A 25,554-nucleotide genomic window follows, 5' to 3' on the forward strand; every position below is an offset into this window, starting at 1 on the left:
TAAGCGTGGCCACCGGGATCTTCCTTCGAGGAAACTCTCACATCCCACTCGAAAGGTGTCACACCGATGACCACTCCCTCTATTGTCGACCCTGTCACTGTCCTCGCCAACGCTCTGGGCGACGCGTCTCCTGACCTGATGCGTACTCTGCTCCAAACCATGATCAACACGCTCCTCTCTGCAGAGGCCGACGCGGTCTGCGGTGCCGAGTACGGCAAACCCTCTCCCGAGCGCCTCAACTCTCGCAACGGATACCGCACCCGCGAGCTCGATACCCGTGTGGGAACCGTGGATGTCGCGATCCCGAAGCTCCGCTCCGGCACGTACTTCCCCGAGTGGCTCCTCGAGCGCCGCAAACGCTCAGAAGCAGCGATGATCACCGTCGTCGCTGACGCCTACCTCGCCGGCGTCTCGACGAGACGGATGGACAAGCTCGTGAAGACCCTCGGCATCCATTCCCTGTCGAAGTCGCAGGTTTCCCGGATGGCCGCCGATATGGACGAGCACGTGCGCGAGTTCCGCACGAGACCCCTGGGCGACTCAGGGCCCTTCACGTTCGTCGCGTGTGACGCGCTCACGATGAAAGTTCGTGAGGGCGGGCGCGTGATCAACACTGTTGTGCTCGTCGCGACCGGGGTGAACGCTGACGGGCACCGGGAAGTCCTGGGCATGCAAGTGGCGACCGCAGAGACCACGATGGCATGGAACACGTTCTTCGCAGACCTCGTCGCTCGCGGCCTCACCGGGGTGAAACTCATCACCTCTGACGCGCACGCAGGCCTCGTGGAAGCGATGCGGGCGAACTTCCCCGGGACGTCGTGGCAGAGGTGCCGCACACACTACGCCGCGAACCTGATGGCAGTGACCCCCAAGAGCATGTGGCCAGCGGTCAAAGCGATGCTGCATTCCGTGTACGACCAGCCTGATGGGACAAGTGTTGAGGCGCAGTTCGATCGGCTCCTGGACTACGTCGAGGGCAAGCTCCCTGAGGTGTTCGACCACCTCGATGCTGCCCGGGCTGACATCCTCGCGTTCACCACGTTCCCGAAAGATGTGTGGCAGCAGATCTGGTCGAATAACCCAAACGAGCGCCTGAACCGCGAGATTCGCCGTCGCACTGATGTCGTTGGGATCTTCCCAAACCGCGACGCGATCATCAGGCTCGTCGGGGCGGTCCTTGCAGAACAGTCCGACGAATGGGCTGAGGGACGCCGTTACCTCGGTCTTGACGTCCTCGCGAGGTGCCGCCTCACGCTCGTAGACACCGAAACGATCGAGCACCATGCTCTTCCCGAGCTCGAGGCCGCAGCATGAGCACCGATGCCCGAACTACTGGGCGGCACTACGTCGCCGCGAACGATCTCCCCGCCAGCATCTGCGACCACAACGAAAACTAGCCCCACAACCTTGAAGGATCACGAAACGGTTACACCACTCCACGGGACTTGACCCATAGCTCTTACGCACGCGACGAATCTCAACGAGAGACTCGACCGCCCGCTCCTGCATCATGATCTGTGGACTCATGGCACGCTCACAATCTGGGTAACCGGTGCTGGCTCGGGGCCTGGTTGACGTTGTGCCACCGCGGCTCGGACACGTTGCCACGGTGTGGGCGGGAGATTTCGGCTACTCCCTCGCCCGTAACGGCGCTCAAGGTAGTACTGCGGAATCGACAACACGCTGGTCATGAAGAGGTACCAGATACTCACCACAATCAGCAGCTCAACTTGCTTCAAGTTTGAAGACGAAATCATCGAGGCCTGCGTATAGAGCTCCATGACCGCAATCACCGATAGCAACGAGGTGTTCTTGAGCATCGAAATCAGTTCATTGCCCATTGGCGGGATGATGACTCGCATGGCTTGTGGCAGGAGTACCCGACGGAAAGTGTAAAGCGGCGACATTCCCAGGGAGTACGCGGCCTCTCGCTGCCCCTCGTCGACGGACATCATGCCGGCACGCACGATCTCCGACGAATAGGCGGCCTGGTTCAGGGTAAGGGCGAGCAAACCCGCGATGAACGGCGTGATGAGCGTGTTGGTTTCAATTTGCCAGAACACCACTTCAGTGAGCGGCACCCCGAGTGTGATCTGATCGAAGAGCAGCCCGAGGTAGCCCCAGAGCACGATCTGAACCAAAACCGGCGTGCCACGAAACGCCCAGACGTAAAACCAAGCAACGCTCGTGAGCACCGGGTTCGCTGCGAGCCGCATCGAGGCAATCACGATCGCGAGAACGGTCGACACCGCCATGGAAATAGTCGTGATTACGATCGTTAACCAGACGCCCTCGAGGATTCGAGGGTCAAAAAGGAACTCACCCACCGTTCCGAAATCGAGATTTGGGTTTGTCGCGACGACGATCACGAAGCTTGCAAGCAGCAACACCACAATGATCGCACTGATCCATCGCCAGGGGCGTCGGAGTGGAACCGCCACGACATCGTCATCGGTTGTGAGGTGCACGTTCGGGGGAATCACGGACTCTCGCCGCTGCATCACTTCGCTCACGAGACGGTCGATCCCTGATTCACCGTTGCCGACTCAACCGCGTAAGCACTGATGTTGCTGCGTTCCAGCACTTCTTGGTAGGTGCCTTCTTCAATCAACGCCTGCAGCGCCTGCTGCACGGCATCGACAAGTTCAGTGTCTTCCTTCAGTATGCCGATCCCACTATAGACAGGGTTGAACCCCGCGGGATTCTTGGGATCTCGCACGATCTCGAAGGCTTCTCCGTCTTCAGTTGTCGCCACCACATATTCGGCGACGACCGCGTCGGCCGCATACGCATCGCTCTTGCCTGCACGCAGCGCCGTCTGCGCGTCGAGGTCGCTCGGCAGCTCCATGACATTGATGCCGCAGTCCGTCGCGCGGAGGAGGTCTCCCTGCACGGTGGCTTTCTGCACTGACACGGTTTTGCCGCACAAGTCATCCTGGCCGGTGATTCCTTCTGGGTTTCCCTTCTTCACGGCGATCGCAAAGCCACCGTAGGTGTAGTTCACGAACGAGAGTGTCTCCTGACGTTCAGGCGTGTCGTTCATGCCACTCATGATGATGTCGTTCTTCTTCGCCTGCAGTGACGGAATCACCGAATCGAACGCCTGCTTGTTCAGAGACACGTCGATCCCGAGCTTCTGACCAATCAGACGACCAAGTTCCGGATCGAATCCAATCTCGCGGTTGTTGTCGTCGTACATCGCCATTGGGGGAAAGGGGATATCGACGGCGATGTTGATCGTGCCTCGCTGGAGAATTTCCGCCGGCAGGAGTTCCGTCAGCGCGGGATCCACTGTCGTGCTGATTTCTTCGCCAATGGGCAGATTCGGCCCGGCAGTTTCACTGGTGGCTCCCCCGCTCGCACCCGTGCAGCCAGTCAGGGTGATAGCGAGTGCTGCGGCGGCCGCGAGTGCAGCGAGTGGCGTATTTTTCGTGAGGTTCATGCTGGTTCCTTCGACTCTGGAGGATGACGGATCAGTGGTCAGTTGGCAGGCAAGGCGGTTAGCGCGAGCGCCGGTTCGTGCAGGGAGAGGAGATCCTCGTAGCGTTCCCGCCGGGTCACGAGCCGGGAATCGCCGTCGGCGACGAACACGATGGCTGGCCGCAGGGCCCCGTTGTAGTTGTTCGACATTGTGTAGGAATAGGCACCGGTCGTCGCCATCACGACCAGGTCACCGGGTCGGGCGGCAGGCATCGGCGCACCGTCGACGAGGAGGTCCCCCGACTCGCACTGTCGCCCGACGAGTTGGGCGGTTTCGAGCCACGGCTCGGTGACTCGGTTCGCGAGCACCGCCTCGTAGCGCTGCCCAGTCAGGGCAACATCAAGCTGGTCAGCGAGCCCGCCGTCGACGGCCACGAAGACTTGTCCGGTGCGCTTGACCGACACGACACGGTACAGGGTGACTCCGGCCCGGGCAACGATTGATCGACCTGGTTCGATCATGAGCTTGACGCCGGCGGGAAGATGCTGCCGAGCAGCCGCAACAATGGAGTCGAGGTACGCCTCCACTGTCGGGGCTTCCTCCTCGTAGGTGTATTTGACCCCGAGGCCTCCACCCACGTCGTAGGTGCTGAAGCTGCCGACAGTCGAGATGTTTTCGACCGCCTGTGCGAACTGCTCGGTATTGAGAATTTGCGATCCAATGTGCAGGTGCACCCCTTCAAACTGCATGAGCGGGTGGTCTCGCATGCGCGTGATGGCGTGGATCGCTTGATCCATCGGCAAGCCGAACTTCGACAGCTCTCCGCCGGTGGCCTGCGAGGCATGCGTCTGGGCTTCGACCCCGGGAATCACGCGGAGCAGCAGCCGCTGAGGTGCGGTGAGGATTCGCTCGAGGCGATCCAACTCGTCCTCATTGTCGATAATGATGGTGCCGACACCAGCCTCGACCGCAAGCTGCAATTCGTCCTCGGTCTTCGCGTTGCCGTGAAAATAGAGCCGCTCGGGAGCCACACCCGCAGCGAGCGCCAACCGCAGCTCGCCACCCCCAGCAACATCGACCGAGAGCCCCTCCTGCTGCGCGACGCGATACATTTCCACGATCGGCAGAGACTTCGAGGCGAAGAGCACGTCTGAGTTCGGCCAGCGCTCCCGCAGACCGTCGACGAAGCGGCAGATCTGACGGCGCAACCCCGTTTCATCAATGACGTGGAGCGGGGTGCCGTAACGATCGGCGAGTTCGGTCACCGCGACTCCACCAATCGTGAGGTGGCCGCTCGCATCGCAGCCCGCTTCTTCGGGGAGTATGCCCCACAGTTCGCCCAAGCGAGTATGCTCTGGCGCGGGCTTGCTGGGCGAGCCTGACATCTTCATCGTGACCTCCATGTGCGTCGTTGCGTGTCAAACCTACGATGTCCTTGAACGGAATTTTTTAGAGTTTTCGCATATTATGAGCGAATGAATAGAGGGATTCCTCCAACATTGTCGGTAAATGAGCCGACCCTCGGTGATCTCATGGCCGAGCTCGAACCTCGCACCGCCACCCTTCTCGGGCCACATGACGAAATGCGAATCATCAGCGGCGCCGATTTCTACGATGCCCTCGAACCTCTGGCTGACGCAGCAGGCACCGTTCTCTTCGCGCCCTCGGCGGTAGACATCGAAGGGGATCACCTCACTCGCATTGCTGAGGAAGCAGCGCTCCGCCAATACTCCGCGATCGCTGTGAAGTGCCGCGATTGTGACACAGACAGTTTCGCGCAAATTGCCGAATCCAGTGGGATCCCCTTCATTCGGATCAGCGATCTCGTCAGTTGGCGTCTGTTTGACGCGCTCCTCGCCCAGTTCCTGGGAGAGCATGGTGACAGTGCGGATGCACACCGTGACCGAGGCGCCGAGCCACTGTTCTCCCTCGCAAACGAACTAGCTGGGTTCTTTGGCGGGTCCGTCGCCATTGAAGATCTCGGTCGACGCATCATCGCCTACTCGTCCGTTCCCGATCAACTGATCGACAATCTGCGCACGCAAGGAATTCTCACTCGGCACGTGCCCGAGTCTCCGTTCAACGATGACCAGTACCGCACCGTCCTGCGCACGGAAAATCCCATCAAGTACCCCCGGCTCGAAGACGAGGAGCCCCGTGTTGCCTGTGCTATTCGCGCGGGCGCGCTGCCCCTCGGCACGATCTGGGCGATCGATGCATCGGGCGAAGCCCCGCTGACGAGGCTGCAGGAGGAACGGATCCGGGCTGCGGCCAGCGTCGCCGCCGCATACATGCTTGACGACATCCGGATGCGTAAGGCTACACAAGTCCCGAGAGAAAACCGACTGCGCACCCTCCTCGACGGTCACGAGGTGCTCGGGGTCGAGCTCGCCGAGCTTGGAATCTCAGAAGAGCGGGGGGCCGCACTCCTGGCATTTTCCCCGGCGGAAAGCGATCACCATGCGACACCGAGTCAGCTTCGATCTACCGTACAGCGACATCTCGCAGTACACCGTCCCGAGGCAGTTGCTGTGGTGCGCGGCGCCCGAGTGTACGCGCTTATCGCTAACGACCCTTCGCGCCCCGCAACCGGACTCGTCGAGCCACTGCTGCCGATCCTAGATCGCCTCATGAGCCCCGGCACGCTCGTCGCAGTGCCGGGGGTTGCAAACCGGCCTGCTGAGGTGTCTCAGCTCTGCGAACTCGCTGACCGGCTGCTCAACACCGCTCTTTCCCACCCGAGCGCTGTGGCACAGCGGGTGCTGACGGTGGAGGCGCTTCGTCCGTTTCTGATGTTCGAGCGAGCCGCGGCGATGTTCGCCTCAGAGCCTGAACTGCGTTTACCTGAGCTCGATCGCATTTGGGAGGGTGATCCGAGGCTTGCCGAAACCCTGCTCGAGTGGTGCAACAGCAGCGGGAACGTTGCCCAAGCCGCCCGCAGGCTCACGGTCCATGAAAATACGGTCCGGTACCGGCTTCGCCAGATCCAGGAAGAGTGTGGCATCGACCTATTCGACCCCGATACGCTTCTCACCACCTGGTTGCAGTTACGCGTACAAGCTCACGGCGCATAGCTTTGCGCCATCCCACCCGACTTCGCCGCTGACCGCCGCCGGTCGTTACTCGCCGCGAGAAACCCGCGTCATCTCCTCGCGAGGCACAACCTTGATGCGGGTGCGCCCCTCGGACTCGCCGAGTGCCAACTCGTGCTCGTCGAGCCGCTGCCACCCTTCGATAGTCGTGTAGGGCACGTGACGCGATTCCAGAAGCGCAGGAATGGCATCAGGCGAAGTTTCGACGGGCTCCCACCAGCTGGCACGGTCTTCAAGCAGACACTCGATGGTTTCCATCGCATCGCTCTTCGTGTGACCGATAAGCCCCACCGGGCCCCGCTTGATCCACCCGGTTGCGTAGACCCCCGCAAGCTGCGCGCCATCGGCGCCCATAACGCGGCCCTGCTCATTCGGGATCACGCCCCGCGCCTCGTCGAAAGGGATCTCCTTGAGCGGCGACCCGAGATAGCCGACCGCGCGGTACAGCGACTGCACCGGAATCACCTCAAACTCGCCCGTCTCAATAATGCCGCCCTGACCGTCGGGGGCGGTGCGCTCGATCTTCAGCCCGGTCACACGCCCGTCTTCGGTGACCACGGCGACGGGCTTCGACCAGAAGTGCAGGTGCAGTCGGCGTGAGGAAGACTCGGTCTCGCCTGCTTCGCGGGCGCGCTGCGCCTCGCGCCACTGGTTCATGACGCGTGTCATGACGACTACCTGCTTATTCTTGCCGAGCACCTCGGTCGCGTAGGGGTCATCGAACTCGAAGTCGCGCTCATCAATCACCATGTCGACGTCGCGCACCTCGCCCAGCTCCCGCAACTCGAGCGGCGTGAACTTCACATATGCGGGGCCGCGACGTCCGAAGAGGTGGAGGTCGGCAATGGGGTTCGACGCAAGCCCTTCATAGACGTTCGACGGAATTTCGGTGGGCAGAAGGTCCTCGGCGTGCTTAATCAACATGCGCGAGACGTCCAGGGCGACATTACCGTTGCCGATTACCGCAACGTCAGTAGCTTCGAGCGGCCAGGTGCGTGGCACGTCGGGATGCCCGTCGAACCAGCTGACGAAGTCTGCTGCCCCGTATGAGCCCTCCGCGTCAATGCCTGGAATCTCAAGTGAGGCATCGCGGATCGCGCCCGTCGCGAAGACCACCGCGTGATAATGCCGCTTCAGGTCTTCGAGCGTGATGTCTTCGCCGTAGCGCACATTACCGAAGTAGCGGACGATGCCCCTGTTCGCCGCCTCGTCATCACTAGCGGAGGTGCCGATCTCTTGGGCATCAGGACGAGTTCGATCCAGTACCTCACGGAGGGCAGTGATGATCCCCTTGATGCGAGGGTGGTCGGGTGAGACACCATAGCGAACGAGTCCGTACGGAGCAGGAAGCTGCTCGAAAAGATCGATCTCGACACCAAAGTCACGCTCCGCTTTGATGAGCAGGTCTGCCGCGTAAATCCCGGCTGGCCCAGCCCCAACAATTGCCAATCGCATCTTGGTCATAGTGGATTCCTTCCATTCCCCCACCGGTATACACAGCGGGCGAGACGTCTCACTTGCTTCACAGTCCGCGGCCGAAGCCGCAACAGCTATCCCTCGCGAGTCACGATCGATTCGGCCATACGCTCGAGCCCCCGCTTGATCACCGATTTCGGTAACGGATCAAGCGCAACCACCGCATCCGCGGCCCAGCGACGCGCCTCTGCTTCGGTCTCCGCAGTGACCTCGTGGGAGTGGAGGGCTTCGACCTCGGGGTCAAGAATTCCCGGGTCTGCGCCCTCAGCAATTTGGGCAACACCAGCCTCGATACGTGCCAGGAGTTCGGCATCCTCGGCGCTGGTGCCGGCCCGAGCGCGCAAGAGAAGCAACGGCATCGTCACCACGCCAGCGCGCAGATCCGTGCCAGCACGCTTCCCGGTACGGTCCGCCTTCGGAGACAGATCGATCACATCATCGATGAGTTGGAAGGCGACGCCGATCCGCTCGCCGTACTCCATTACTGGATCAGCATATTCAGTGGGTGCGTGCGAGAACATCACGCCCATGCGGGCGGCTGTCGCGATGAGCGCGCCGGTCTTGTCGGCAAGCACCTGGAGGTAGTGGGCCATCGGATCTTCTCCCGACTGTGGGCCGACCGTCTCGTGCAACTGCCCCAGGCACAGCCGTTCGAAGGTTCGCGCCTGCAGCTGGATCGCTTCTTCACCCATGCCCGAAGCAAGCGTAGACGCGCGAGCGAAGAGCAAATCGCCAGCGAGAATCGCAATGGAGTTCGACCACACGGTTTGCGTCGCCGGTACCCCTCGTCGCATTTTTGCGTCGTCCATCACGTCGTCGTGATACAGCGACGCCAGATGGGTAAGTTCGACCGATTGCGCCGCTCGTCGGACCAGATCATTCGGACCGTCGCCGAGTTCGCTCGTCAGCAGCGTAAGCATCGGGCGGATCCGCTTCCCGCCGGCCTCCGCAAGATATCGGGCCGGCGCATCGGCGATCTCCGAGGCAAAGCTCAAGTGCTCGAGGAGGCCTGATTCGATGAGCGCGAGCTGCTCGCGCATACGCCGAGAGTGCTTGCGCTCCGCCGGACCCTGGAAGAGCCGCATGGGGAGCGCCTGGGTTGCCGTGTCTTCGGCGATTGGCACGGTCACGGGGTACCGCCTGACACATCAGTCGAACGCGGCACAAATCCGCGATGCAGGGCAACGATGCCAAGCGTCAAGTTGCGATACGCGACCCGTTCGAGCCCGGATTCGCGCATCCACGCAGCCAGCTCGTCTTGCGCTGGCCACTTCTCGATCGACTCGTTCAGGTAGCGGTAAGCTTCCTCAGCGCTCTTATTCAGCGCCCCTGCAATACGCGGCAATACATGACGCGAGTAGGCGGTGAAGGGCCCGCGAATCGCGTCGACAGGGCGCGAAAACTCACAGATCACAATCCGCCCACCAGGCTTCACCACACGCTTCATCTCGGCGATGGCGCGCTTCGGCTCAGTGACATTCCGCAGCCCGAATGAGATCGTTGCCGCGTCGAAACTGTCGTCAGCAAAGGGCAGTTCAGTGGCATCAGCCCACACGAAGTCGATGAGGTCATTGCCCGATTGACGCTCGCGACCCACAGCCAACATGCCCTCAGAGAAGTCAGCCGCGGTGACGTGAGCGCCATGCTGCGCTATTGCCGCGCTCGAGGTTCCAGTTCCGGCAGCAAGGTCGAGCACCCGCATTCCCTTCCGGGGCTGCAAAGCTCGGGTCATGGCGATACGCCAGAGGCGCGAATTTCCGGCCGAGAGCACGTCGTTGATGAAGTCGTATTTTGGAGACACCTCATCGAACATCGTGGAAACGTCGGTGGCCAGCTTGGTGGCCGTATCGGGGCGGGTCACCCCCCTATGCTAGCCGGTCACGTCCTGCGCGCACGCTGTGTCTGCGCGGGCACCGGGTAGGTTAGTGGGATGAACAGTGGATCGCCGCACCGCCTCTTCGCGGTCACGCGCCCCCTGGCTTCCCTGCCCACCCTCGACGATCTCCTCAGCTTCGCCGACCCCTCCCAGCCACTGCTCTGGACTCGTGGTGATCGTGGCGGCGTCGGCGTCGGCGAGACCCTTCGCTTAACCTTCACCGGTCCCGAACGATTCGCTCAGGCGAGCACGGCATGGCGCAACATCGCCGCCGTCGCCGAGATCGACGATCCGGTCGGGCTCCCCGGAACAGGGCTCGTTGCATTCGGCACCTTCGCTTTCGATTCCGCGAGCGAAGCGGAGAGCGTGCTGATCGTGCCGCGGGTGATCGTGGCGAGGCACCGCGGGACGGCCTGGCTAACTGAGATCAGTGTGGAACCGACAGATCGGGATCCGCAACTGCCTGTGCCGACCTCCCTGGGTTCGTGGAGCGGCGTGGACCTGCCAACGACTGAACCGAATTCTGCATACCTAGCCGGTGTGCGCGATGCCTCGTCACGGATCGCCAGCGGGGCTGCCGAGAAGATCGTGCTGTCCCGGCAAGTCCGCGGACTGATTTCCGCTGAAGACGATCTCCGGGTGCCGCTAGGGCGCCTCGCCGAACGCTACAGCGACTGCTGGACGTTCGCGGTCGATGGCATGCTTGGCGCAAGCCCGGAGACCCTCATTCGCCAAACGGATGGGGCGATCTCCGCGCGGGTGCTGGCCGGCACGCGAGCGCGAGGATCCGAGCCAACAGCCGATGCGCGGGCGCGCGACGAACTCCTCACGAGCACAAAGGAGCAACACGAACACGCCTTCGCCGTGCAGAGCGTGGTTACCGCGCTCGCTCCGCATGTGGCCGAGCTGCACACCAGCGAAGAACCCTTCGCCCTGCAACTCCCGAACGTCTGGCACCTGGCGACCGACCTCGGTGCCACTCCGGGCGCTGGCGGCACCTCGCTAGAACTCACCGCTGCGCTGCACCCAACCGCCGCCGTGGCCGGCACTCCCACGAGCTCAGCCGTGGAATCAATCGCCGAGATCGAACCATTTGATCGCGGTCGATACGCAGGCGCGGTGGGGTGGATCGACGCGGCCGGTGACGGGGAATGGGTCATTGCGCTGCGCTGCGCGCAGGTGGGTCCCGCAGTAAACGGGAATCGCGAGGTGACCGCGACAGCTGGTGGCGGGATCGTCGCGGGTTCTGATCCACACCGTGAGTTTCGCGAAACCGTGTCGAAGTTCACACCCATCACCGAGGCGTTCGGCGCCTAACGGCGCGAGATATCGCCCGGCCCCCATCGGCGCGATCGACGACTCTTCACGCCTCCCCTAGCGAGCCAGCGCCACCTCGACGACTGTCGGCCCGATCACCGGTCGGGTGAAGAGCGCGTCTAAGTCGCCCCGTGTTTTCACACGTACATACTCCCACCCGTACGCGGTCGCGAGGCGTTCGAGATCCACGTGCTGCGGGGTGTACATCACCCGGTCGAACGCCTCCCGCGGCGCCGTACTCGCCGCCTCGAGGGTATCGAAGATCGTGCCCCCGCCGTCATTTCCGACGATCACCTGCACGCGCGGGTGTTGCTCGTTTTCGGGCAGCAGGAGCGATCCCGCATCGTGCAGAAATGCAAGGTCGCCGATGAGCACACGGGTCACCCCGGCCGCATGGCCGGGCCGTTCGTCCTGTTGACTAGCGGAGGCGATGCCGAGCGCCGTCGCGATCGTGCCGTCAATGCCCGCGAGACCGCGATTCGCGTGCACCCGAATGTTTCGGGAGGTGGCGCGGCCATCGAGCACCCGCACGAGTCGCGATGCGGCCAGCATCAGGCGGTCATGCGGCCAGGTCGCCCGCCAGACGCCTTCGACGAGCGCTTCACGGGTTACCGGTTCCCGCAGCGCGGCCACCTCAGCGCGTGCGAGAGCGGCCAATTGCTTGTAATCCGCGCCGCGGCTCGACGCAGGGCTCGTTGCATAACCGTTGGATCGCTGCTCGCGCAGAGCGCGATCAGCGATCACCCACGCCCCCAACCAGCGGCGCATGCTGCTCGGGGCATACGAATCTGCAACACGCGCCGAACCGACCACACGCGCATCTCCACTGGGATCGTAGTGCTCGACACCTTCACCCCGGTGCGGATCCACCACCACGACCTCAACATCGTGTCGCCGCAGCAGCGCCGGGATCTGACGGGTGAGCGTCGGGTGCCCGAACACAATTGCCCGCTCGATCAGCGCACCCACCTGTAAGTCGTTGATCAGCGTCGCGTAGGAAGCAATCACCTCTCGCCCGAAGCGGACACTGCTCACCACCTCGGCGAGGAGCGGAAGCCCGGCTGCGCGCGCGAACTCTTCTGCCTCTGGCCCTGCCCCGTCGCCGGCGATTACCACCGTCAAGGCATCATCCGTGTGGATATACGCCTCAGGCTCGGTCACGGCAAGTTCCGCTGGGAGGCCCCAGCGGTCATCTGTGACCGGAGAGGCTGCCGAACCAGGTAATACCGATCCTTCAGGTACGAGACGCGAGCCGGGTGCACCAGCTTCGGCAGGATGGACCGATCGCCGTGCAGCCAACTCAGCAAACAGTTCGCTGCTCGTCACAGGCCCCTCGCCGAAGTTGAACGTTGCCCCGGAGTGCCAGCCCGACAGCGGCTCCCTGAAGGCGAGGTTGAGTTGCACCGGACCCGCGGGCGGCTTTCCGTGCATGCCAATTGCTGCAGCCAGTGCCTCGCGCGCTATTCCGACCGGGTTTAGGTCAGGTTCGCTGCTACCGAGATCTGATGGCCCGGGGGCTCGAACGTCGAGCGACAGGCGAGCAAAGGGCCCAAAGAAACCGGCCTGCTTCGTGGTTTGGTTGCTGCGTACCCCGCGAAGCTCGGCCGGACGATCTGCGGTGATGAGCAGCATAGGCACGCGACCCTCATGCGCTTCTAGGGCGGCGGGCATCAGGTTTGCGACGGCGGTACCGCTCGTGACAATTACCGGGGCAGGAACGCCCGTTTCGCGCGCGATACCGAGAGCAAAAAACCCGGCGGAGCGCTCATCGAGCCGAACGTGGAGACGAATTGCACCGAAGCTCTCCGCCTCGGCGGCAGCCAGTGCGAGCGCCTGCGAGCGTGACCCGGGGCATATGACAACGTGTTGCACCCCACCCCGGATGAGTTCGGCCAGCAGGCCGACCGCGAAAGCGGAGGAGGGTGAAACCTGCGTCACTTCTTTTCCGGCTGGTCTTCGCCCGCGCCGCTCTCCGGCTCGTTCGCGCTGTTTGGCAGGTCGGTGGTGCCCTCACCCGGGAAGGTCTCGGCGTCAAGGGCGTGCAGTCGTTCCTCGAGTTCGCGCAAGCGCTCAAGCTCGGCATCGCTCAGCTTCGCGCCGGTGAAACGAGGGTCGTCGTCGGGCGCGGGACTCACCACCTGTGCCGCCCCCGGACGCCCCTTGCCGATGGCGAACCACAGAATCGCTCCGATCACAGGCAAGACCACCACGAGAACAACCCATACGGGTTTCGGCACACCACGCGCCCTGGACGCATCGGTCATCGCCGCGTCGACCAGCGCGTAGAGAATGAACGCCACTGCGATCACGGCACCAATAATCAAGAACCGCACCATGCCCTCATGCTATCGAGCGCCCCTGAGAGCACGCCCGTTGGGTGGCTCCTCAGGCGCAGTCGGTACACTCTGGGCTGTGAAACCTCGCACCGCCTGGATCGTCTACTCACTCGCACGCCTCGCGTTTTTTGCGATGCCCTTCGCCGCGCTGATGCTCATTGGCTGGCCGTGGTGGCTGTCGGCGGTGGTGGCGTCACTCGCTGCGGTGTCACTCTCAATTATTTTTCTCTCAAAGCAGCGGGAGGTAGCTTCCGCCAGCGTGTACGAATGGCGCCAGCGCGACCGCACGACAGATGATATTGCCGAGGATGCCGCGCTCGACGGGACTTCCCTGGATCAACAGATCGCGCCCCGAGAGAACCAATAGGCCGTGGGGGTCAGTCTGGCCTGCTAAAAAGCAAATGCGATCCCGAGAAGCACACCGTATGCTAGCGCGGCGAGACTTGTCAGCCCGAGCACGATGATGAGTTCGCGGGCGGATCGCGCCCACAGTGTAATCACACTGCTGGGGATCACGACAATGAGCACCAACCACACGAGAATCATGCCCGGGTGTATTGGACCGTACACGGCGGGAACCGTGAAGGGCAGCAGCACACACACCACGTAGAGAATGCGGGAGGCTCGATCCCCTATTCGGACGGACAGGGTGCGCTTGCCCGCGAGGCGATCTGTTGGAATATCGCGGGTGTTGTTTGCGATCAGTACGGCAACGGCGAATAAGCCCACACCAGCACCCGCCCACCAGACCTCCTGAGTCTGCACATCTGTCTGCAGCCAGGTGGTGCCCACCGTGGCGACGAGACCAAAGAAGATGAAGACCACAACCTCGCCGAGACCTGCATATCCGTAGGGTCGTTTTCCGCCGGTGTAGAACCATGCCGCGACGATGGCCACAGCGCCAAGTGCCAGGAACCACCAGCGTCCACTCATCAGTACTGCAACCAGCCCGCATGCCGCGGCGAGCGCAAAGAACACCAGCGCTGTGGCGAGCACCCGTTTGGGATCGACGAGCCCTGAGCCTGTGAGCCGGGCGGGCCCCACGCGAAACTCATCAGTGCCGCGTATGCCGTCCGAGTAGTCATTCGCGAAATTAACGCCGACTTGCAGGAACACCGCCACGCCGAGAGCGAGGAGAGTGAGCGGCCAGGAGAACCCCTGCACCATGTGGGCGATGCCCGCCCCGGCGGCGATCGGCGCAACGGCTAGCGGAAGGGTGCGGAGCCTCGCTCCGCCGACCCAGTTGCGCCAGGTGATGGTGGGGGAACCGTCGGTTTCGACCTGCCGTGTCGCGGCGGCACGCTTTGCCGGGTTACCGGACTTGCGTCCGTCTCTGGTCGCTGCATTCATGGAATACTCCTCACTCCGCAACGATCCTAGTCTCGTGCGCGAGGCGCCGGCGCCGGCGCGATCGTGGGAAACGCCTCTCCCGCGGCAACCGGAAAGGTACCAAATCTGGGATCAAATTCCGTCTTATCGCGCGCCCGGCAGGCCTGCACCAGCTAGAACATGATGCGGATCTGCTCTCAATTGTGAAGAGCGCGGACGGGCGAAGGGCAAAAATATGGGTCAGAGCAAGACCAGTGGTGGCACCATGCGAGGGTCTGAAACTAGCCGCGTCAATCGCGATGCGCGCTTGAGACGCATAGGCCTGTGGCGGAGCACGCGAGTGATGGGATCTATGCTTCTGGCTGCCCTACTCGTCGCGAGTGCGATCGTGATCCCCGGCACCGCGGCCCTCGCGAACACCTCCGGAGCCATCACGGTCATCCCAAACGGGCCAACGACTCAGGTAGTGAATTCCGATTTTCGCACGACCGTGTCGTGGTCGTGCTCGGGCGGTCAGGCAACCGCCTGTGAGAACGTCGAGATTCGCATTCCGATCACGCTTGACGCCCCCGCGGGCGCGATCGAGGAGATGGACCTGTGGGGCATGAATGTCACCCTCCCGTCGTCGTCCGTTGCGGGGTTCACCCAGACGATCACTCGCTCCGCGACCTCGGCCCTGGTCACACTGCGTGCCACACGCACGATTCCTGCGGGCACGCAGGAGAACTTCGTGGTCACGGTTCGCCCTCATGGCGCGACTGGCGACGGGGTCGGGTTCACGGTTGGTGCGGCAGAGCTGACCTCGCCCAGCTTTACCACGGTCACGAGCGACGAGATTGACTACACCGTCACTGCGCGGGATCTCCTGCCGCCGGAGAAGCTCTACATCGGAGGTGGCCCGGGCTCAACTGCCGGCACGATGGTTGCGACCTACCAGATCTCGCCGAACGTCCGCGCCGTTTGGGACCCGGTGACCGACGCCTGGTCTGCGTGCGTGAATCAGATTGCTCTGCACACGAACCAGAACGTGACCGCAGTCGCATCGACCCTACAGATCGTTGACATCCTCCCGGCAGGGTCGACATTCCTGTCTGCCACCGGCGGCGGAGTGTATGACCCCGCGAGCCACACAGTGACGTGGTCTTCGTGCTCGAACCTCTCCGACCTGCCGTTCATTGTGAGGGTTGAGATCCCCTCGGTCACCGACGAGGCGAACGCTGGCTTTGTGCCAGATGTCACGAACACTCTTGAGCGTCGCTTCACTGACACCTCTGGCATCGATCATGTTGATACCGATACCGCGGTGCACTCGAACCTGCTGATCGACCGCCCCGGCGCCCTGATCGGCAAGTGCGGCAATGGTCGATTCAATCTTCCGCCGGGAACACCCAATCCGGGCGGACAGTGCTTACCATTCCGTGCGTCAGTGCCTTACGGGTACACCGGGCCCGGGAACAACGTCGCGACACATTTCTATTCGATCAGTGCTTCGCGTCTCCTTGACCGGGACGTGGTGACGTTCACCGACTGGCTACCATGTCTCGACACCCCGATTCCTGGCAGCACCCCCGAGGCGTATGCGTCGTCGCCAGGCTGCGCGAATCCGAGTGCGGCCCTGCATAGCATCACGGTGCAACGCGTACCGACGACCGGAGCAACTACGAGCATCGGTCTGCAACGCCTCGTGCTGCACCTCTCAGACGGCACCAGCGAAGTGTACGATGGGTCAACTCGCCCGATCCCGAACCTCGCAGCACTTCCACAGTTCGGGAATCTCCTTATCGTCGGGTTCGAGGCCACGACCCAGCCAATGTCAGGCGCAGGGCGCATCACCCTCTCCATGGAGGCCCGTTTGCAGCCAGCCGTTGACCGTGCGATGCATCTGCATAACACGGCGCAGGTGAGGGTCGAGAACGCCGGTATGAACTATGCCTTCACTGGCGAGGCGACAGGCATCGGAGTCGTCCGCAACATGGTGGGCGGGACCTCCTTCGTACAGTTCACCGGCACCTCTGCGAATCGCCAGCTTCTTGCTTCGATGACTGTGTCCGGGCTGGAACCAAGTACGGGGCTCCCCTCATATACGGTGGTACTTCCCGCCGGGTACGAACCGCGAGGCGGCGACACATCGAACGTGCAACTTACACTGTCCGCGCCGCATGCTTCCGCCACTTCTGACTACCTCGTGACCTATATCCCGGAAGACCTCAACGCAGGTATCCCGGGCCGGATCGTGATCACCGCACAACCAGGAACAACTTCCATTCCAGCGACCAGCAGTGATGCATGGCCGCACATTGGCGTGCGGATACCCATCGACCCGACCTACGGATCACCGTTCGGGTGGCTTAACGCCGAATCAATCACGTCGGTTAACGGAGGCACCGTTCAGATTGGTGGGTGCGTGTTCGGAGGCTACCGCGCCAATGACCCCAACGACCTCGATGCCGACGGGATGACCACCGGAGATTCGAGCTGCGTTGGAGCCACAGGCAGCTCCTTTCCCCCCACCAACATCGTGCCCACGAGCGTGCTCACGAAGCTGGTGCGCGACCCGCAAACAAACACATGGTCGGGCGGCAACTCAGTCGCCGTTTCGGGCTCCGGTACAGCCGAGTATCTGCTGCGGTGGGAAAATGGAGGCCAACCCGCTCTCTCGAACATTGTGCTCTACGACCTGTTGCCCGCCCCCGGTGACACCGGCGCCCTCACCGGCAACGCATCCAATCCACGCGGCAGCGATTTCGCGCCGGTGTTCACTGGGGTGATCTCGCAAAGCGCCACGAATAACGTGGTCGTGGCCTACTCGGCCCAGGCGAACCCGTGCCGGCCAGAGGTATTCCCAACGAACCCCGGCTGTGTCAACGATTGGACCGTCGACCCTGCCGATCTTGGCGGTATCGATCAGGTGCGCGCACTGCGCGTGCAGTTGAACGGCAGCTGGGCGGGCGGATCGAACTTCACCCTCCGATTCGGTGTGGATCTTCCACCCAACACTGCGAGCAGCGAGATCGCTTGGAACACCCTCGCAGGCCGCGCCCTGCTGGGAACCGAGCCGCTCGTTGCTGCGGAATCAGCGCGCACCGGTGTGCGCGCACCGAGCAGTGTGGTGGTCGAGAAGTCGAGCCCGCAGGCCGGACAGACGGTGCGAGTGGGTGACACTCTTGAGTACCTCATCACCGCGACGAACACGCTCGATACTCGGGCCGATAATGTGCGAATCGTGGACGACCTGAGTGATGTGCTCCAGGTCGCCTCCTACGGTGGCGATGCCGAAGCAACCATTGGCGGGGTGCCGTCGGGCACGATTCAGTTCAACCCGCTCACCGGGCAACTCGTCTGGGAAGGCGACCTGGGCGCTCAGGAGACCGTGGACATCCGCCTTACGCTGCAGGTGAACGAGGTCTCTGCGCAGGGCGGAGTCGTGAACACAGTCATCGGAACCGTTGGCGACGACCCAACCAACTGTGTCACCGGCACAGAACCTGAGTGCACAGTCGTAGTCACCACCGTTAACCCGCGAATTGAGATCGACAAATTCTCGGCCGATGTTGCCGAAGGCGACACGGTGTTCGTTGATACGCAGGTCACCTGGACATACCGGGTGACCAACCCCGGTGCCGAAACCATCGAGAACGTCGTTGTGACCGACAGCCGCGGTGTTGCCGTGACCTGCCCTGCGACTGAGCTCATTCCAGGTGCGTGGATGGATTGCACGGGAACCGGCAGCGTCGGTTCAGCGACCCCGTACCAAAACGTGGGAATCGTCACTGGTGAGGGAAGCTTCTCCGGCCAAGCGGTCACAGCGAACGATCCATGGGAGGTGAACGTGCGCATGCCAGACCCCGCGATCCTTCTCGAGAAAACCTCATCAACGGTTACTGAAGGCTCAACGGTCAACGCAGAGACGATCGTCGACTGGACCTACACCGTGACGAACACTGGCGAAGAACCGCTCGTCATTGTGCGCGTCACCGATGACCAAGGTGTTGCCGTTACCTGCCCGGTCGCCGAACTCGCGGTAGGCGAGTCGACAGTCTGCACAGGCTCGGGGTCGGTCGGGTTCGGCCCGAGCTACACGAATGTGGGGCTTGCCGAGGGCGTGGGTTCAGTCTCGGCAACGCCGGTGAGCTCGTCTGATCCGTGGACAGTCACCGTCACCCCGTACGACATCGGTCTTACGATCGATAAAACCGCACCGGGTCACCCCGAGACCGGATGGGTTCGCCCGAATACGGTCATTGACTGGGAGTACCTAGTCACGAACGTGGGCGAGGAGCCCGTCGACACGATCGCCGTGACCGATGATCAAGGTGTTGCCGTTACCTGCCCGGTAGACGAGCTCGCCCCTGGCGCCTCGATGATCTGTACCGGCGCGGGAAGTGTCGGTGCCGGTCCGACCTACACGAACCTCGGCACCGTTACCGGCACCAGCGCGCTCACGAACACACCACTCACTGATGACGACCCGTGGTCGATTACGGTGCGTGAACCCGTTGCTGAGATTTCAATCGTGAAGGGAGCAACCAACGCCGTTGAGGGCGGTACCGCACCAGCAAACCACGTGGTGGACTGGCAGTACACGGTTGTGAACCTCGGCGAAGAATCACTGGTGGGCATGACAGTCACTGACGATCAAGGAGTAATGGTCACCTGCCCCGGCGACACCCTCGGTGTGGGAGAGACGATGGTGTGCACCGGATCCGGATCAATCGGCACGGCGGCCAGCTACGAGAACCTTGGCACGGTAGTCGCGACCGGTGAGCTGTCTGGTACTCCCGTCACGGCGGAGGACCCGTGGGGCATCGCCATCGACCGCCCAGATGCTCTTGTCACCATCATCAAAGACGCTCAAGGGCACGGTCTCGGTGACGTGGTCTTCGCTGGCACCGAGATGACCTGGAGCTACACCGTGGTGAACGTCGGTGGGCAACCGCTCGTCGACCTCAGCGTGGTCGACGACCAAGGTGTCGTGGTGACCTGTCCGACAGCCTCGCTGGGTGTGGGCGAGTCGATGGTGTGTACCGGATCCGGTTCGGTAGGGGCGGGCCCCGAGTACCGGAACCTCGGCACCGTGACCGGAACGAGCGCATGGACCAACACTCCGGTCACTTCCGAAGATCCGTGGGAGACCGCCATAACGACTCCGATCGTGACGGCGGACCCGGGTCCCGGAGCCCCGTCGGATCCCCCGACGAGTCAGCCAACTTCACCCTTGGCGGTCACCGGTTCAGCCAGCAGCACACCGGTCTTTATCGTGATCGGTGGATCACTCCTGCTCGTAGCTGGTGGGCTCATACTCCTACTCCGCAAACGGCACGTGACTGTGGACCGCACGCCTTCCAACTCCAGTCCCAGCGCATAGCTCAGCAGTCGGCCGCTGGTGGTGTCGCGAAATTAGCGAGACCACTATCGTGAAATTGGAAAATGGCTCGGATCAGCACCCTGATCTGAGCCATTTCTCGTTTCAACGACACTCACCACACCGCCGCGCACCCCGAAATGGTCCCGCCGGTAGATCGAGCTGTAACGCAGAAACGACGAATAACCCTTTCGGGCTATTCGTCGTTTCAGATATTCAGTTCACGGATGTCGGAGTATGGCTACTCCGTCGCGACTTCGGGTGGTGCTGGCTCGGCACCGCTGAGCATGTGCGTTTCCGTGTTGCGGTTCAGTCGGCAACCACGAGTATCGCGCCGCTTCCGCACACGGTGCTTGGGCTGACCGTCACTGTCGGTGGCGTTGAGCTTGATGAGGCCCTGGATGATGCGACGGATGTTCGTTGCGACGGAAGCGATCATTGCCGCGAAGTAGTTATACGCATACCCGCGGCCCGTGCGCACCACTTGCTGAGCAAGGTTCGTGCTCCCTGGTCGCTTCAGCAACATGTTGCTCATCTCGACCTGGTTCCGCTGCCCATACGCACGGAACCAGTCCTCTGACTTCCAGGGGAACTTCTGAAGGTGCTTGATGACGTCCTTCTCGAGGCCGAGCGTCACACTCCCTGTCGGGTTGTCCTTCGTGATCTTCCCCGTGCCAGGGTCAAACCCCACGTAGGTGCGCGGGTCAGGATAGGTGAACCGTTGATGCCCATCAGCGTCAACCTTGCCCTTCGGGATCATCTGGTAGACCGCTCGCGCCTGATGAATCTCGTCGCGCTTTTCGAGCGTGTACGGCTTCCCCGTGGCCGGGTCTTCAACACCCTTTGCGTGCCAGAGCGAGATCATGACATACGACTCAGGCATACGATTCACATACGGCACCCCATCAACGATGATGATCGGCTTCCCCGGCACCGACCCCTGGGGGCCAAGATCCGTGTACTTATAGTCGTACACCGTCTCATACCGCATCCGTCGCACGGGCTCCTGAAATTGATGCGTATCGAGCCCGTTGAACGCACGATCCACCACGACCAGCCCGCGCTTGTCTGTGAACGCCGCATGCTGTTCAATCGTGGTGATCGCGGTTTCCGAGATTTCCGCAGGACGATGGAACGAGACCCCGGTGATCAGCGGGAAGGGGAACGCCCCGTTCTTCGTGTCGATCATCACCGTCGTGTCGAGTTCGTAGCCGGGCTGAGCCTTGTCACTTTCCGTACCATCATGGTTGCCCTGACGCACGTACCAGCCACACTGATAATCGCCGTTACGCATGTCCCGCTTCGGGAGGCCTTTCCTGGTTCGCAGCGAACGCTTCGAGTAATCGTTCGGATTCATGTGTCCTTGCACCTCCACCAGGGTCGAGTCCAGTGCGAGATCGCCACGATATGTCTCGAGGTACTTCTTCGGGAGGAGCTCCAGGCTTGCCCGAACCAGGAGCGCACTCATTTCGTGACCCCGCGACTCACGCGCCTTGTCATACTGTTTGCGCGCTACTGCGTACTCGTCACCGGTGAGTTTCTTCTTCATCCCAGGCGCCTTGTGCCAGGGGTCAATCAGGTGAAGGATTCCGTGCGTGGCCCTCCACGCACGGTGGTACCACTCATCCTCGGTCGCCTCGTCGGGGTCAAACCCCAAACGCTCCGCTTGCTCCCGAGTCATACGGTCGACGATCGTATCCTTGAGCGCCATGTAGCTGTATCCCTCACCCCAGTACGAGTTCATGAGGAACGCCATGAGCACCGCACGCCTCCCAACGGTCGCTTTCCGGCCCGCAGGACTCCGCCCATCCTCAAGATCCCAAGCGTCGAGCCGTTCAAGCACCCCCGAGCTATCGACGACATGAAGGAACTTCGCAAACAAAGCGTTCGGCAGGTTCGTCTTCTGCCGCTCAGAGCGGCGAATTTCCCGCTGCCCCACACCGAAAACCTCTTCGAGTGCCATGTCAACTGCAGTGGTATCGCGCATCAGTTCGCCTCCCCACGGAGTACCGAAACGTACTGATCGGCTGGCAAGAACTCGCAATGCGCGAGGAGCCGGGCGAGGTGTTCCATCTTCCGGAAACCGGCGGCGTAAAAAAGGTCTTTCATCGGGGTGCGGTTGTTGAGGTGCCACACCAGCCACGTGTTGCGCAGGCGGTCACCTCGTGGCCCCTTACCTTCAGCGTTCTCCACGAACGTGGAGAGCAGATTCGAATGATCCTTGCGCTTGATCTCGTCCCAGACGATACGGTCCTTGGGCCAGTCTTCGACGAGGGCACGCACCCAGGAATCCCACTCGGGAACCACCGGGACCCGCCGCGGGCTGTTCCCGGGAACTTCGATCACGATCCCCGCAGAGGTGATCTCCACCTGCTTCGGGGTGATCAGCGCGACCTCGCTTGAGGCCAGACCCGCACCAACACACAGGGCGAGCATCGCCATCGCACGGCGCCGCTTCGTCGGGTTGCTCTGGTTCACCGCCCACGCCCGGAACTGCTCCATTTCACCCGCGCTATAGGGCGCGACGGTGCTCTTTCGGTTCTGCGGCGTATAAGTGTAGGGGTGCTCATCTGGGCACAGCACCTTACTGATGCGATCCAGGTACGAACGGTAATTCCTGCGCGTTCCTGGCTTCAGCGAAGAATCGGGATCTGTCGCGTACAGGTCGATCAGCTGCCTGGACCAGATGAGCTTCCCATCAAGCGGGAGATGCTTCACCGTGAGGACCCACTCGACGTACTTCGCGACCACCGATTGCACCAACCCTGCCCCATACGGAAGCTGCGGCCCGGCAACGCTCACCGAGTCCTCCACGAACTGCTGGATCTGGCCCCAGGTCTCCTGATTCACGTCAGGCTTACGGTTACGCATGTGAGACCACACCTCGGCCGGAAGTTCGTAGTAGCCGATCTTCCGGAGCACTTCCGCGGTCTTCGCGGTCGGCCGACGGAACGTCCCCAGGTTCTGTATCAACTGCACAGAATGCGCCGAAGCCTCCGGATGCGGGGCAAACACCATGTGCTGGGATTGCGCCTCTGAACCAGACGAATACGGGGGACGGACAAGGACATTGAATTGATTTCCACTCATACCGAAAATGAGCGCGGCCCAAATTGCATCTGCCGCGGAACAGACCGACTTCTCGAAACGCTGCGTTTCTGCACCTGTTATTCGGTGCATTATGCAAATATCTGGTACAACATGACGGTGTTTGGAGGTTTGGGATGGGGCGACTGCCGACAGGGTCCGGGTCATCGTTTGTGCCGAGAAGCCTGTTGGCGCCGGCCGCGGCGTTCGGGCATTCACCGTTCTGGCTGACACCCGTCGAAGGTGCTTCAGCCGAGGACCACCGCTCCGTGAGTGCCCAGTTCCAACACCTGGTGATGGTGCTGCTCAGATCAGCGATCTGGGATGCGCAAGTCTCGATCAAATCCGTCGCGATCGAGCACCAGATGAGCGCGGACAAGCTGTACCGGCTCATGCGCGGTGAGATCCAGCTGTCCCTTCCCGATCTCCTCGCATTCACCGATCGCTTCCCGTCGTTACGAACCCCTGTTGCCAGGTTCATGGCCGATCCCCCAGCCACGACACCGCGGGAGAGCTTCGCGCATCTCCTTGAGCGGAAACGCGGGTAACTCATGGCGCTGACAGATCCCTCAAGGCTCTCTGTCATGGCGCAACCCACCCCACCACACGGCTTACGCACCAGTGCCGGGCCCAAGTACTCACTTTCTGGTACCCGGGCTCGTCGTGTGCACAGTGCGCAACTCCATACCTTCGGGAAGCGGCCTTCCACACATGTGGTTGAGACCGATTTCTGCGGCTTCAGCGGCGGTGAACAATTCCGTCGCACGCGCGCGACGGACCCAGTGCTGTGCTCCTTCGGGCATCTCACGCCAGTGCGATGGCGCCCCGGCCCGGGCAACCATGCGCATGGTCCCGCCATGCCCCACTTCGAGCACGCACGCGTCGAACGTGCCCAGCACTTGGAAACTGCGGTGCGTGACGGGGCAGTTGACCGTCGTCCACGGCCACCCCGCCCCGTCGATCGCGCGCGCCAAGACCCGCACCTGCGAAAGGCCACCCGTGACCGGTTCCGGCGCATAAAGGTGGTCGGCCATCCAGTCCCACAGGTGCGAGTGATCCAAATCAGGCAATGGCACCACATCGGCTCTGGGCCGGTCATCGGCGGGGGTTCTTACGGGGAGCAGTATCCGGGTCATGGGACCGACGGTAGGAATGGTTTCGGCGTGTCTCCCAGCACTGCCCGCTCACACTCCCTGCACCACCCGCTCACACCGCGTCAGAGCGAACGCAAGTGCTCACACCGCCTGCACTTTGTGCTTACACCTCCTGCACCTTCCGCTTACAGCAGCACCACCAGCACCAGTACCTGCAGCACACTGACGTGAGGAGAACGAGAGCTATGGAGTACGGGCATCAAACCTTCGCCGAATGGCGCACCGACCACCCCGAACGCTGGGCACGCATCGAAGGGAACCTCTCACACCAGGAACTACGCACCCTGAAATTCCTCGACGCACAAGTACACCTCACCCGCCACCTCGAAACACAGGCACGCCTCCCGCACACCCCGGAGGTGAATTGGCTCCTCACCTGCATCGGGATCTACGCCTCCGTGCTCCGTGTAGGCACCTACCCAACCGACAGTGTGTCTGCGTCGTAGGTGAAGAACCAACGCCGCGGGGCATTGTGTGACTACCAAGTCGCCGCGATCCTGCGCCTCCCTGACTGGAAATGGGCCCCCAAACGCACGACCTGGGACGAACGAGCGAAAGCGCTCGATCACTTCCGAAACGATTACGGCCGAGACCCCCGCATCAGATCCGGATGGGAACACGAGCGGGCGCTTGCGCACTGGCACAACCGGCAACGCCGAGCCCTCGAGAGCGGGAAACTCACCCCAGCACAGGTTGCGGCCCTCGACGGCGACATGACCGTACCGACTCTGCAGGTGATGACGAGAACCTCGGGGCTCGCGGGCACCTACACGCCCTGGTTCAACAGCTTCTGGGAGGAGACCGTTCCCTTGATTAGCAAAATGGGCATTGCCGGCGCGGGAGATAGATCAACACTCATCACCGCTTCGGCCGCCCCCTCAGGGGCTCTCCATTAGATCCGCCCGGCCGGCCTACGCAGCGAGGGCCTCGACTTGGCGCAGCACCGTCACGATCGCGTCCTCCGAACGGCCCGGCGGGTATCCGTGTCGGCGCAGAAGTCGCTTGATCGAAGTACGCAGCTTGGCCCGCACCTGTTCCTTGACTCGCCAGTCGGTCTTCGCGTCACGACGCATAACGCCAACAGGGTCGTGCCCTGGGAGAGAT

General features: G+C 62.3%; 21 protein-coding genes. 8 read left to right on the top strand and 13 right to left on the bottom strand.

Translation table 11 applies throughout. The features are described from left to right. The first annotated feature begins 66 nt into the window (after window positions 1–66). Entirely contained in the window at window positions 67–1,314 is a 1,248-nt protein-coding gene (locus ACTNFJ_RS10320) for an IS256 family transposase (RefSeq protein ID WP_444711774.1), read from the top strand. A 209-nt stretch (window positions 1,315–1,523) separates the two neighbouring features. Here the strand turns inward: ACTNFJ_RS10320 and ACTNFJ_RS10325 are convergent, their stop codons facing one another. The 3 genes from ACTNFJ_RS10325 to lysA are packed head-to-tail and all read right to left on the bottom strand — an operon-like array spanning window position 1,524 to window position 4,806. Beyond that, window positions 1,524–2,501: an amino acid ABC transporter permease gene (locus tag ACTNFJ_RS10325; RefSeq protein WP_435907685.1), complete on the bottom strand. Its 978-nt coding sequence runs from the start codon at window positions 2,499–2,501 to the stop codon at window positions 1,524–1,526. A gap of 8 nt (window positions 2,502–2,509) precedes the next feature. Then, on the bottom strand, window positions 2,510–3,442 hold the full coding sequence (locus tag ACTNFJ_RS10330; protein WP_435907666.1) for an ABC transporter substrate-binding protein: 933 nt from the start codon (window positions 3,440–3,442) through the stop codon (window positions 2,510–2,512). 38 nt (window positions 3,443–3,480) lie between these two features. Beyond that, the gene (gene lysA, locus ACTNFJ_RS10335) at window positions 3,481–4,806 is read right to left on the bottom strand and encodes a diaminopimelate decarboxylase (RefSeq protein WP_435907686.1); all 1,326 of its coding nucleotides are present in this window, start codon (window positions 4,804–4,806) and stop codon (window positions 3,481–3,483) included. 90 nt (window positions 4,807–4,896) lie between these two features. On the opposite strand from lysA, the gene ACTNFJ_RS10340 reads away from it, so the two are divergent. Further along, window positions 4,897–6,495: a PucR family transcriptional regulator gene (locus ACTNFJ_RS10340; RefSeq protein WP_435907667.1), complete on the top strand. Its 1,599-nt coding sequence runs from the start codon at window positions 4,897–4,899 to the stop codon at window positions 6,493–6,495. 45 nt (window positions 6,496–6,540) lie between these two features. Here the strand turns inward: ACTNFJ_RS10340 and ACTNFJ_RS10345 are convergent, their stop codons facing one another. The 3 genes from ACTNFJ_RS10345 to ACTNFJ_RS10355 all read right to left on the bottom strand — a co-directional run bounded on the left by ACTNFJ_RS10345 (window position 6,541) and on the right by ACTNFJ_RS10355 (window position 9,850). Further along, window positions 6,541–7,977, bottom strand: coding sequence for an FAD-dependent oxidoreductase (locus ACTNFJ_RS10345; RefSeq protein WP_435907668.1), 1,437 nt, complete (start codon window positions 7,975–7,977; stop codon window positions 6,541–6,543). An 86-nt stretch (window positions 7,978–8,063) separates the two neighbouring features. Continuing rightward, window positions 8,064–9,074 (bottom strand): polyprenyl synthetase family protein, encoded by a 1,011-nt coding sequence (locus tag ACTNFJ_RS10350; RefSeq protein ID WP_435907687.1) that lies wholly within the window; start codon window positions 9,072–9,074, stop codon window positions 8,064–8,066. Window positions 9,075–9,115: 41 nt separating this feature from the next. Continuing rightward, entirely contained in the window at window positions 9,116–9,850 is a 735-nt protein-coding gene (locus tag ACTNFJ_RS10355; protein ID WP_435907669.1) for a class I SAM-dependent methyltransferase, read from the bottom strand. A 69-nt stretch (window positions 9,851–9,919) separates the two neighbouring features. Here ACTNFJ_RS10355 and ACTNFJ_RS10360 point away from each other — a divergent pair, with 69 nt between their 5' ends. Beyond that, on the top strand, window positions 9,920–11,182 hold the full coding sequence (locus ACTNFJ_RS10360) for an isochorismate synthase (RefSeq protein ID WP_435907670.1): 1,263 nt from the start codon (window positions 9,920–9,922) through the stop codon (window positions 11,180–11,182). A gap of 57 nt (window positions 11,183–11,239) precedes the next feature. Here the strand turns inward: ACTNFJ_RS10360 and menD are convergent, their stop codons facing one another. Further along, window positions 11,240–13,120: a 2-succinyl-5-enolpyruvyl-6-hydroxy-3-cyclohexene-1-carboxylic-acid synthase gene (gene menD / locus ACTNFJ_RS10365; RefSeq protein WP_435907671.1), complete on the bottom strand. Its 1,881-nt coding sequence runs from the start codon at window positions 13,118–13,120 to the stop codon at window positions 11,240–11,242. Next, complete coding sequence (locus ACTNFJ_RS10370; protein WP_435907672.1) at window positions 13,117–13,518, bottom strand: PLDc N-terminal domain-containing protein; 402 nt, start codon at window positions 13,516–13,518, stop codon at window positions 13,117–13,119. Before ACTNFJ_RS10370 ends, menD begins: the two co-directional genes overlap by 4 nt. Before the next feature lie 76 nt (window positions 13,519–13,594). Here ACTNFJ_RS10370 and ACTNFJ_RS10375 point away from each other — a divergent pair, with 76 nt between their 5' ends. After that, on the top strand, window positions 13,595–13,885 hold the full coding sequence (locus ACTNFJ_RS10375) for a DUF4229 domain-containing protein (RefSeq protein ID WP_435907673.1): 291 nt from the start codon (window positions 13,595–13,597) through the stop codon (window positions 13,883–13,885). A 23-nt stretch (window positions 13,886–13,908) separates the two neighbouring features. Here ACTNFJ_RS10375 and ACTNFJ_RS10380 read toward each other — a convergent pair whose 3' ends face one another. Next, a complete protein-coding gene (locus ACTNFJ_RS10380; RefSeq protein ID WP_435907674.1) occupies window positions 13,909–14,868 on the bottom strand; it encodes a 1,4-dihydroxy-2-naphthoate polyprenyltransferase in 960 nt (319 codons plus the stop codon). Between the two features lie 322 nt (window positions 14,869–15,190). Here ACTNFJ_RS10380 and ACTNFJ_RS10385 point away from each other — a divergent pair, with 322 nt between their 5' ends. Further along, entirely contained in the window at window positions 15,191–20,212 is a 5,022-nt protein-coding gene (locus ACTNFJ_RS10385; RefSeq protein ID WP_435907675.1) for a CLIPPER-2 domain-containing protein, read from the top strand. Between the two features lie 238 nt (window positions 20,213–20,450). Here ACTNFJ_RS10385 and ACTNFJ_RS10390 read toward each other — a convergent pair whose 3' ends face one another. Next, complete coding sequence (locus tag ACTNFJ_RS10390) at window positions 20,451–22,196, bottom strand: hypothetical protein (RefSeq protein WP_435907676.1); 1,746 nt, start codon at window positions 22,194–22,196, stop codon at window positions 20,451–20,453. Then, window positions 22,196–23,389 carry a site-specific integrase gene (locus ACTNFJ_RS10395; RefSeq protein WP_435907677.1) on the bottom strand — a complete coding sequence of 398 codons (1,194 nt, stop codon included), beginning with the start codon at window positions 23,387–23,389 and terminating at the stop codon, window positions 22,196–22,198. The genes ACTNFJ_RS10390 and ACTNFJ_RS10395 overlap by 1 nt, the downstream gene beginning before the upstream one ends. A 176-nt stretch (window positions 23,390–23,565) precedes the next feature. On the opposite strand from ACTNFJ_RS10395, the gene ACTNFJ_RS10400 reads away from it, so the two are divergent. Continuing rightward, window positions 23,566–23,844, top strand: coding sequence for a hypothetical protein (locus tag ACTNFJ_RS10400; RefSeq protein ID WP_435907678.1), 279 nt, complete (start codon window positions 23,566–23,568; stop codon window positions 23,842–23,844). A 90-nt stretch (window positions 23,845–23,934) separates the two neighbouring features. On the opposite strand, the gene ACTNFJ_RS10405 is transcribed toward ACTNFJ_RS10400, so the two are convergent. Next, window positions 23,935–24,432 (bottom strand): hypothetical protein, encoded by a 498-nt coding sequence (locus tag ACTNFJ_RS10405; RefSeq protein WP_435907679.1) that lies wholly within the window; start codon window positions 24,430–24,432, stop codon window positions 23,935–23,937. 203 nt (window positions 24,433–24,635) lie between these two features. Between ACTNFJ_RS10405 and ACTNFJ_RS10410 the strand changes: the two genes are divergently transcribed. Together ACTNFJ_RS10410 and ACTNFJ_RS10415 are read left to right on the top strand one after the other, a co-directional pair. Further along, entirely contained in the window at window positions 24,636–24,896 is a 261-nt protein-coding gene (locus ACTNFJ_RS10410; protein ID WP_435907680.1) for a hypothetical protein, read from the top strand. After that, window positions 24,897–25,346, top strand: coding sequence for a helicase associated domain-containing protein (locus ACTNFJ_RS10415; RefSeq protein WP_435907681.1), 450 nt, complete (start codon window positions 24,897–24,899; stop codon window positions 25,344–25,346). A 15-nt stretch (window positions 25,347–25,361) separates the two neighbouring features. On the opposite strand, the gene ACTNFJ_RS10420 is transcribed toward ACTNFJ_RS10415, so the two are convergent. After that, window positions 25,362–25,523 carry a type I restriction enzyme endonuclease domain-containing protein gene (locus tag ACTNFJ_RS10420; protein ID WP_435907682.1) on the bottom strand — a complete coding sequence of 54 codons (162 nt, stop codon included), beginning with the start codon at window positions 25,521–25,523 and terminating at the stop codon, window positions 25,362–25,364. Window positions 25,524–25,554 lie beyond the last annotated feature (31 nt).

It is taken from the genome of Leucobacter shiyiweii, from assembly GCF_052446065.1.
Lineage (GTDB): Bacteria > Actinomycetota > Actinomycetes > Actinomycetales > Microbacteriaceae > Leucobacter.

What these genes read in the sequence shown, in the direction of transcription:
- ACTNFJ_RS10320 (WP_444711774.1), top strand. Translation starts at nt 67, where the DNA reads ATGACCACTCCCTCTATTGTCGACCCTGTCACTGTCCTCGCCAACGCT.
- ACTNFJ_RS10325 (WP_435907685.1), bottom strand. Translation starts at nt 2,501, where the DNA reads ATGCAGCGGCGAGAGTCCGTGATTCCCCCGAACGTGCACCTCACAACC.
- ACTNFJ_RS10330 (WP_435907666.1), bottom strand. Translation starts at nt 3,442, where the DNA reads ATGAACCTCACGAAAAATACGCCACTCGCTGCACTCGCGGCCGCCGCA.
- lysA (WP_435907686.1), bottom strand. Translation starts at nt 4,806, where the DNA reads ATGTCAGGCTCGCCCAGCAAGCCCGCGCCAGAGCATACTCGCTTGGGC.
- ACTNFJ_RS10340 (WP_435907667.1), top strand. Translation starts at nt 4,897, where the DNA reads ATGAATAGAGGGATTCCTCCAACATTGTCGGTAAATGAGCCGACCCTC.
- ACTNFJ_RS10345 (WP_435907668.1), bottom strand. Translation starts at nt 7,977, where the DNA reads ATGACCAAGATGCGATTGGCAATTGTTGGGGCTGGGCCAGCCGGGATT.
- ACTNFJ_RS10350 (WP_435907687.1), bottom strand. Translation starts at nt 9,074, where the DNA reads ATGCGGCTCTTCCAGGGTCCGGCGGAGCGCAAGCACTCTCGGCGTATG.
- ACTNFJ_RS10360 (WP_435907670.1), top strand. Translation starts at nt 9,920, where the DNA reads ATGAACAGTGGATCGCCGCACCGCCTCTTCGCGGTCACGCGCCCCCTG.
- ACTNFJ_RS10370 (WP_435907672.1), bottom strand. Translation starts at nt 13,518, where the DNA reads ATGGTGCGGTTCTTGATTATTGGTGCCGTGATCGCAGTGGCGTTCATT.
- ACTNFJ_RS10380 (WP_435907674.1), bottom strand. Translation starts at nt 14,868, where the DNA reads ATGAATGCAGCGACCAGAGACGGACGCAAGTCCGGTAACCCGGCAAAG.
- ACTNFJ_RS10385 (WP_435907675.1), top strand. Translation starts at nt 15,191, where the DNA reads ATGGGATCTATGCTTCTGGCTGCCCTACTCGTCGCGAGTGCGATCGTG.
- ACTNFJ_RS10390 (WP_435907676.1), bottom strand. Translation starts at nt 22,196, where the DNA reads ATGCGCGATACCACTGCAGTTGACATGGCACTCGAAGAGGTTTTCGGT.
- ACTNFJ_RS10395 (WP_435907677.1), bottom strand. Translation starts at nt 23,389, where the DNA reads ATGCACCGAATAACAGGTGCAGAAACGCAGCGTTTCGAGAAGTCGGTC.
- ACTNFJ_RS10405 (WP_435907679.1), bottom strand. Translation starts at nt 24,432, where the DNA reads ATGACCCGGATACTGCTCCCCGTAAGAACCCCCGCCGATGACCGGCCC.
- ACTNFJ_RS10410 (WP_435907680.1), top strand. Translation starts at nt 24,636, where the DNA reads ATGGAGTACGGGCATCAAACCTTCGCCGAATGGCGCACCGACCACCCC.
- ACTNFJ_RS10420 (WP_435907682.1), bottom strand. Translation starts at nt 25,523, where the DNA reads ATGCGTCGTGACGCGAAGACCGACTGGCGAGTCAAGGAACAGGTGCGG.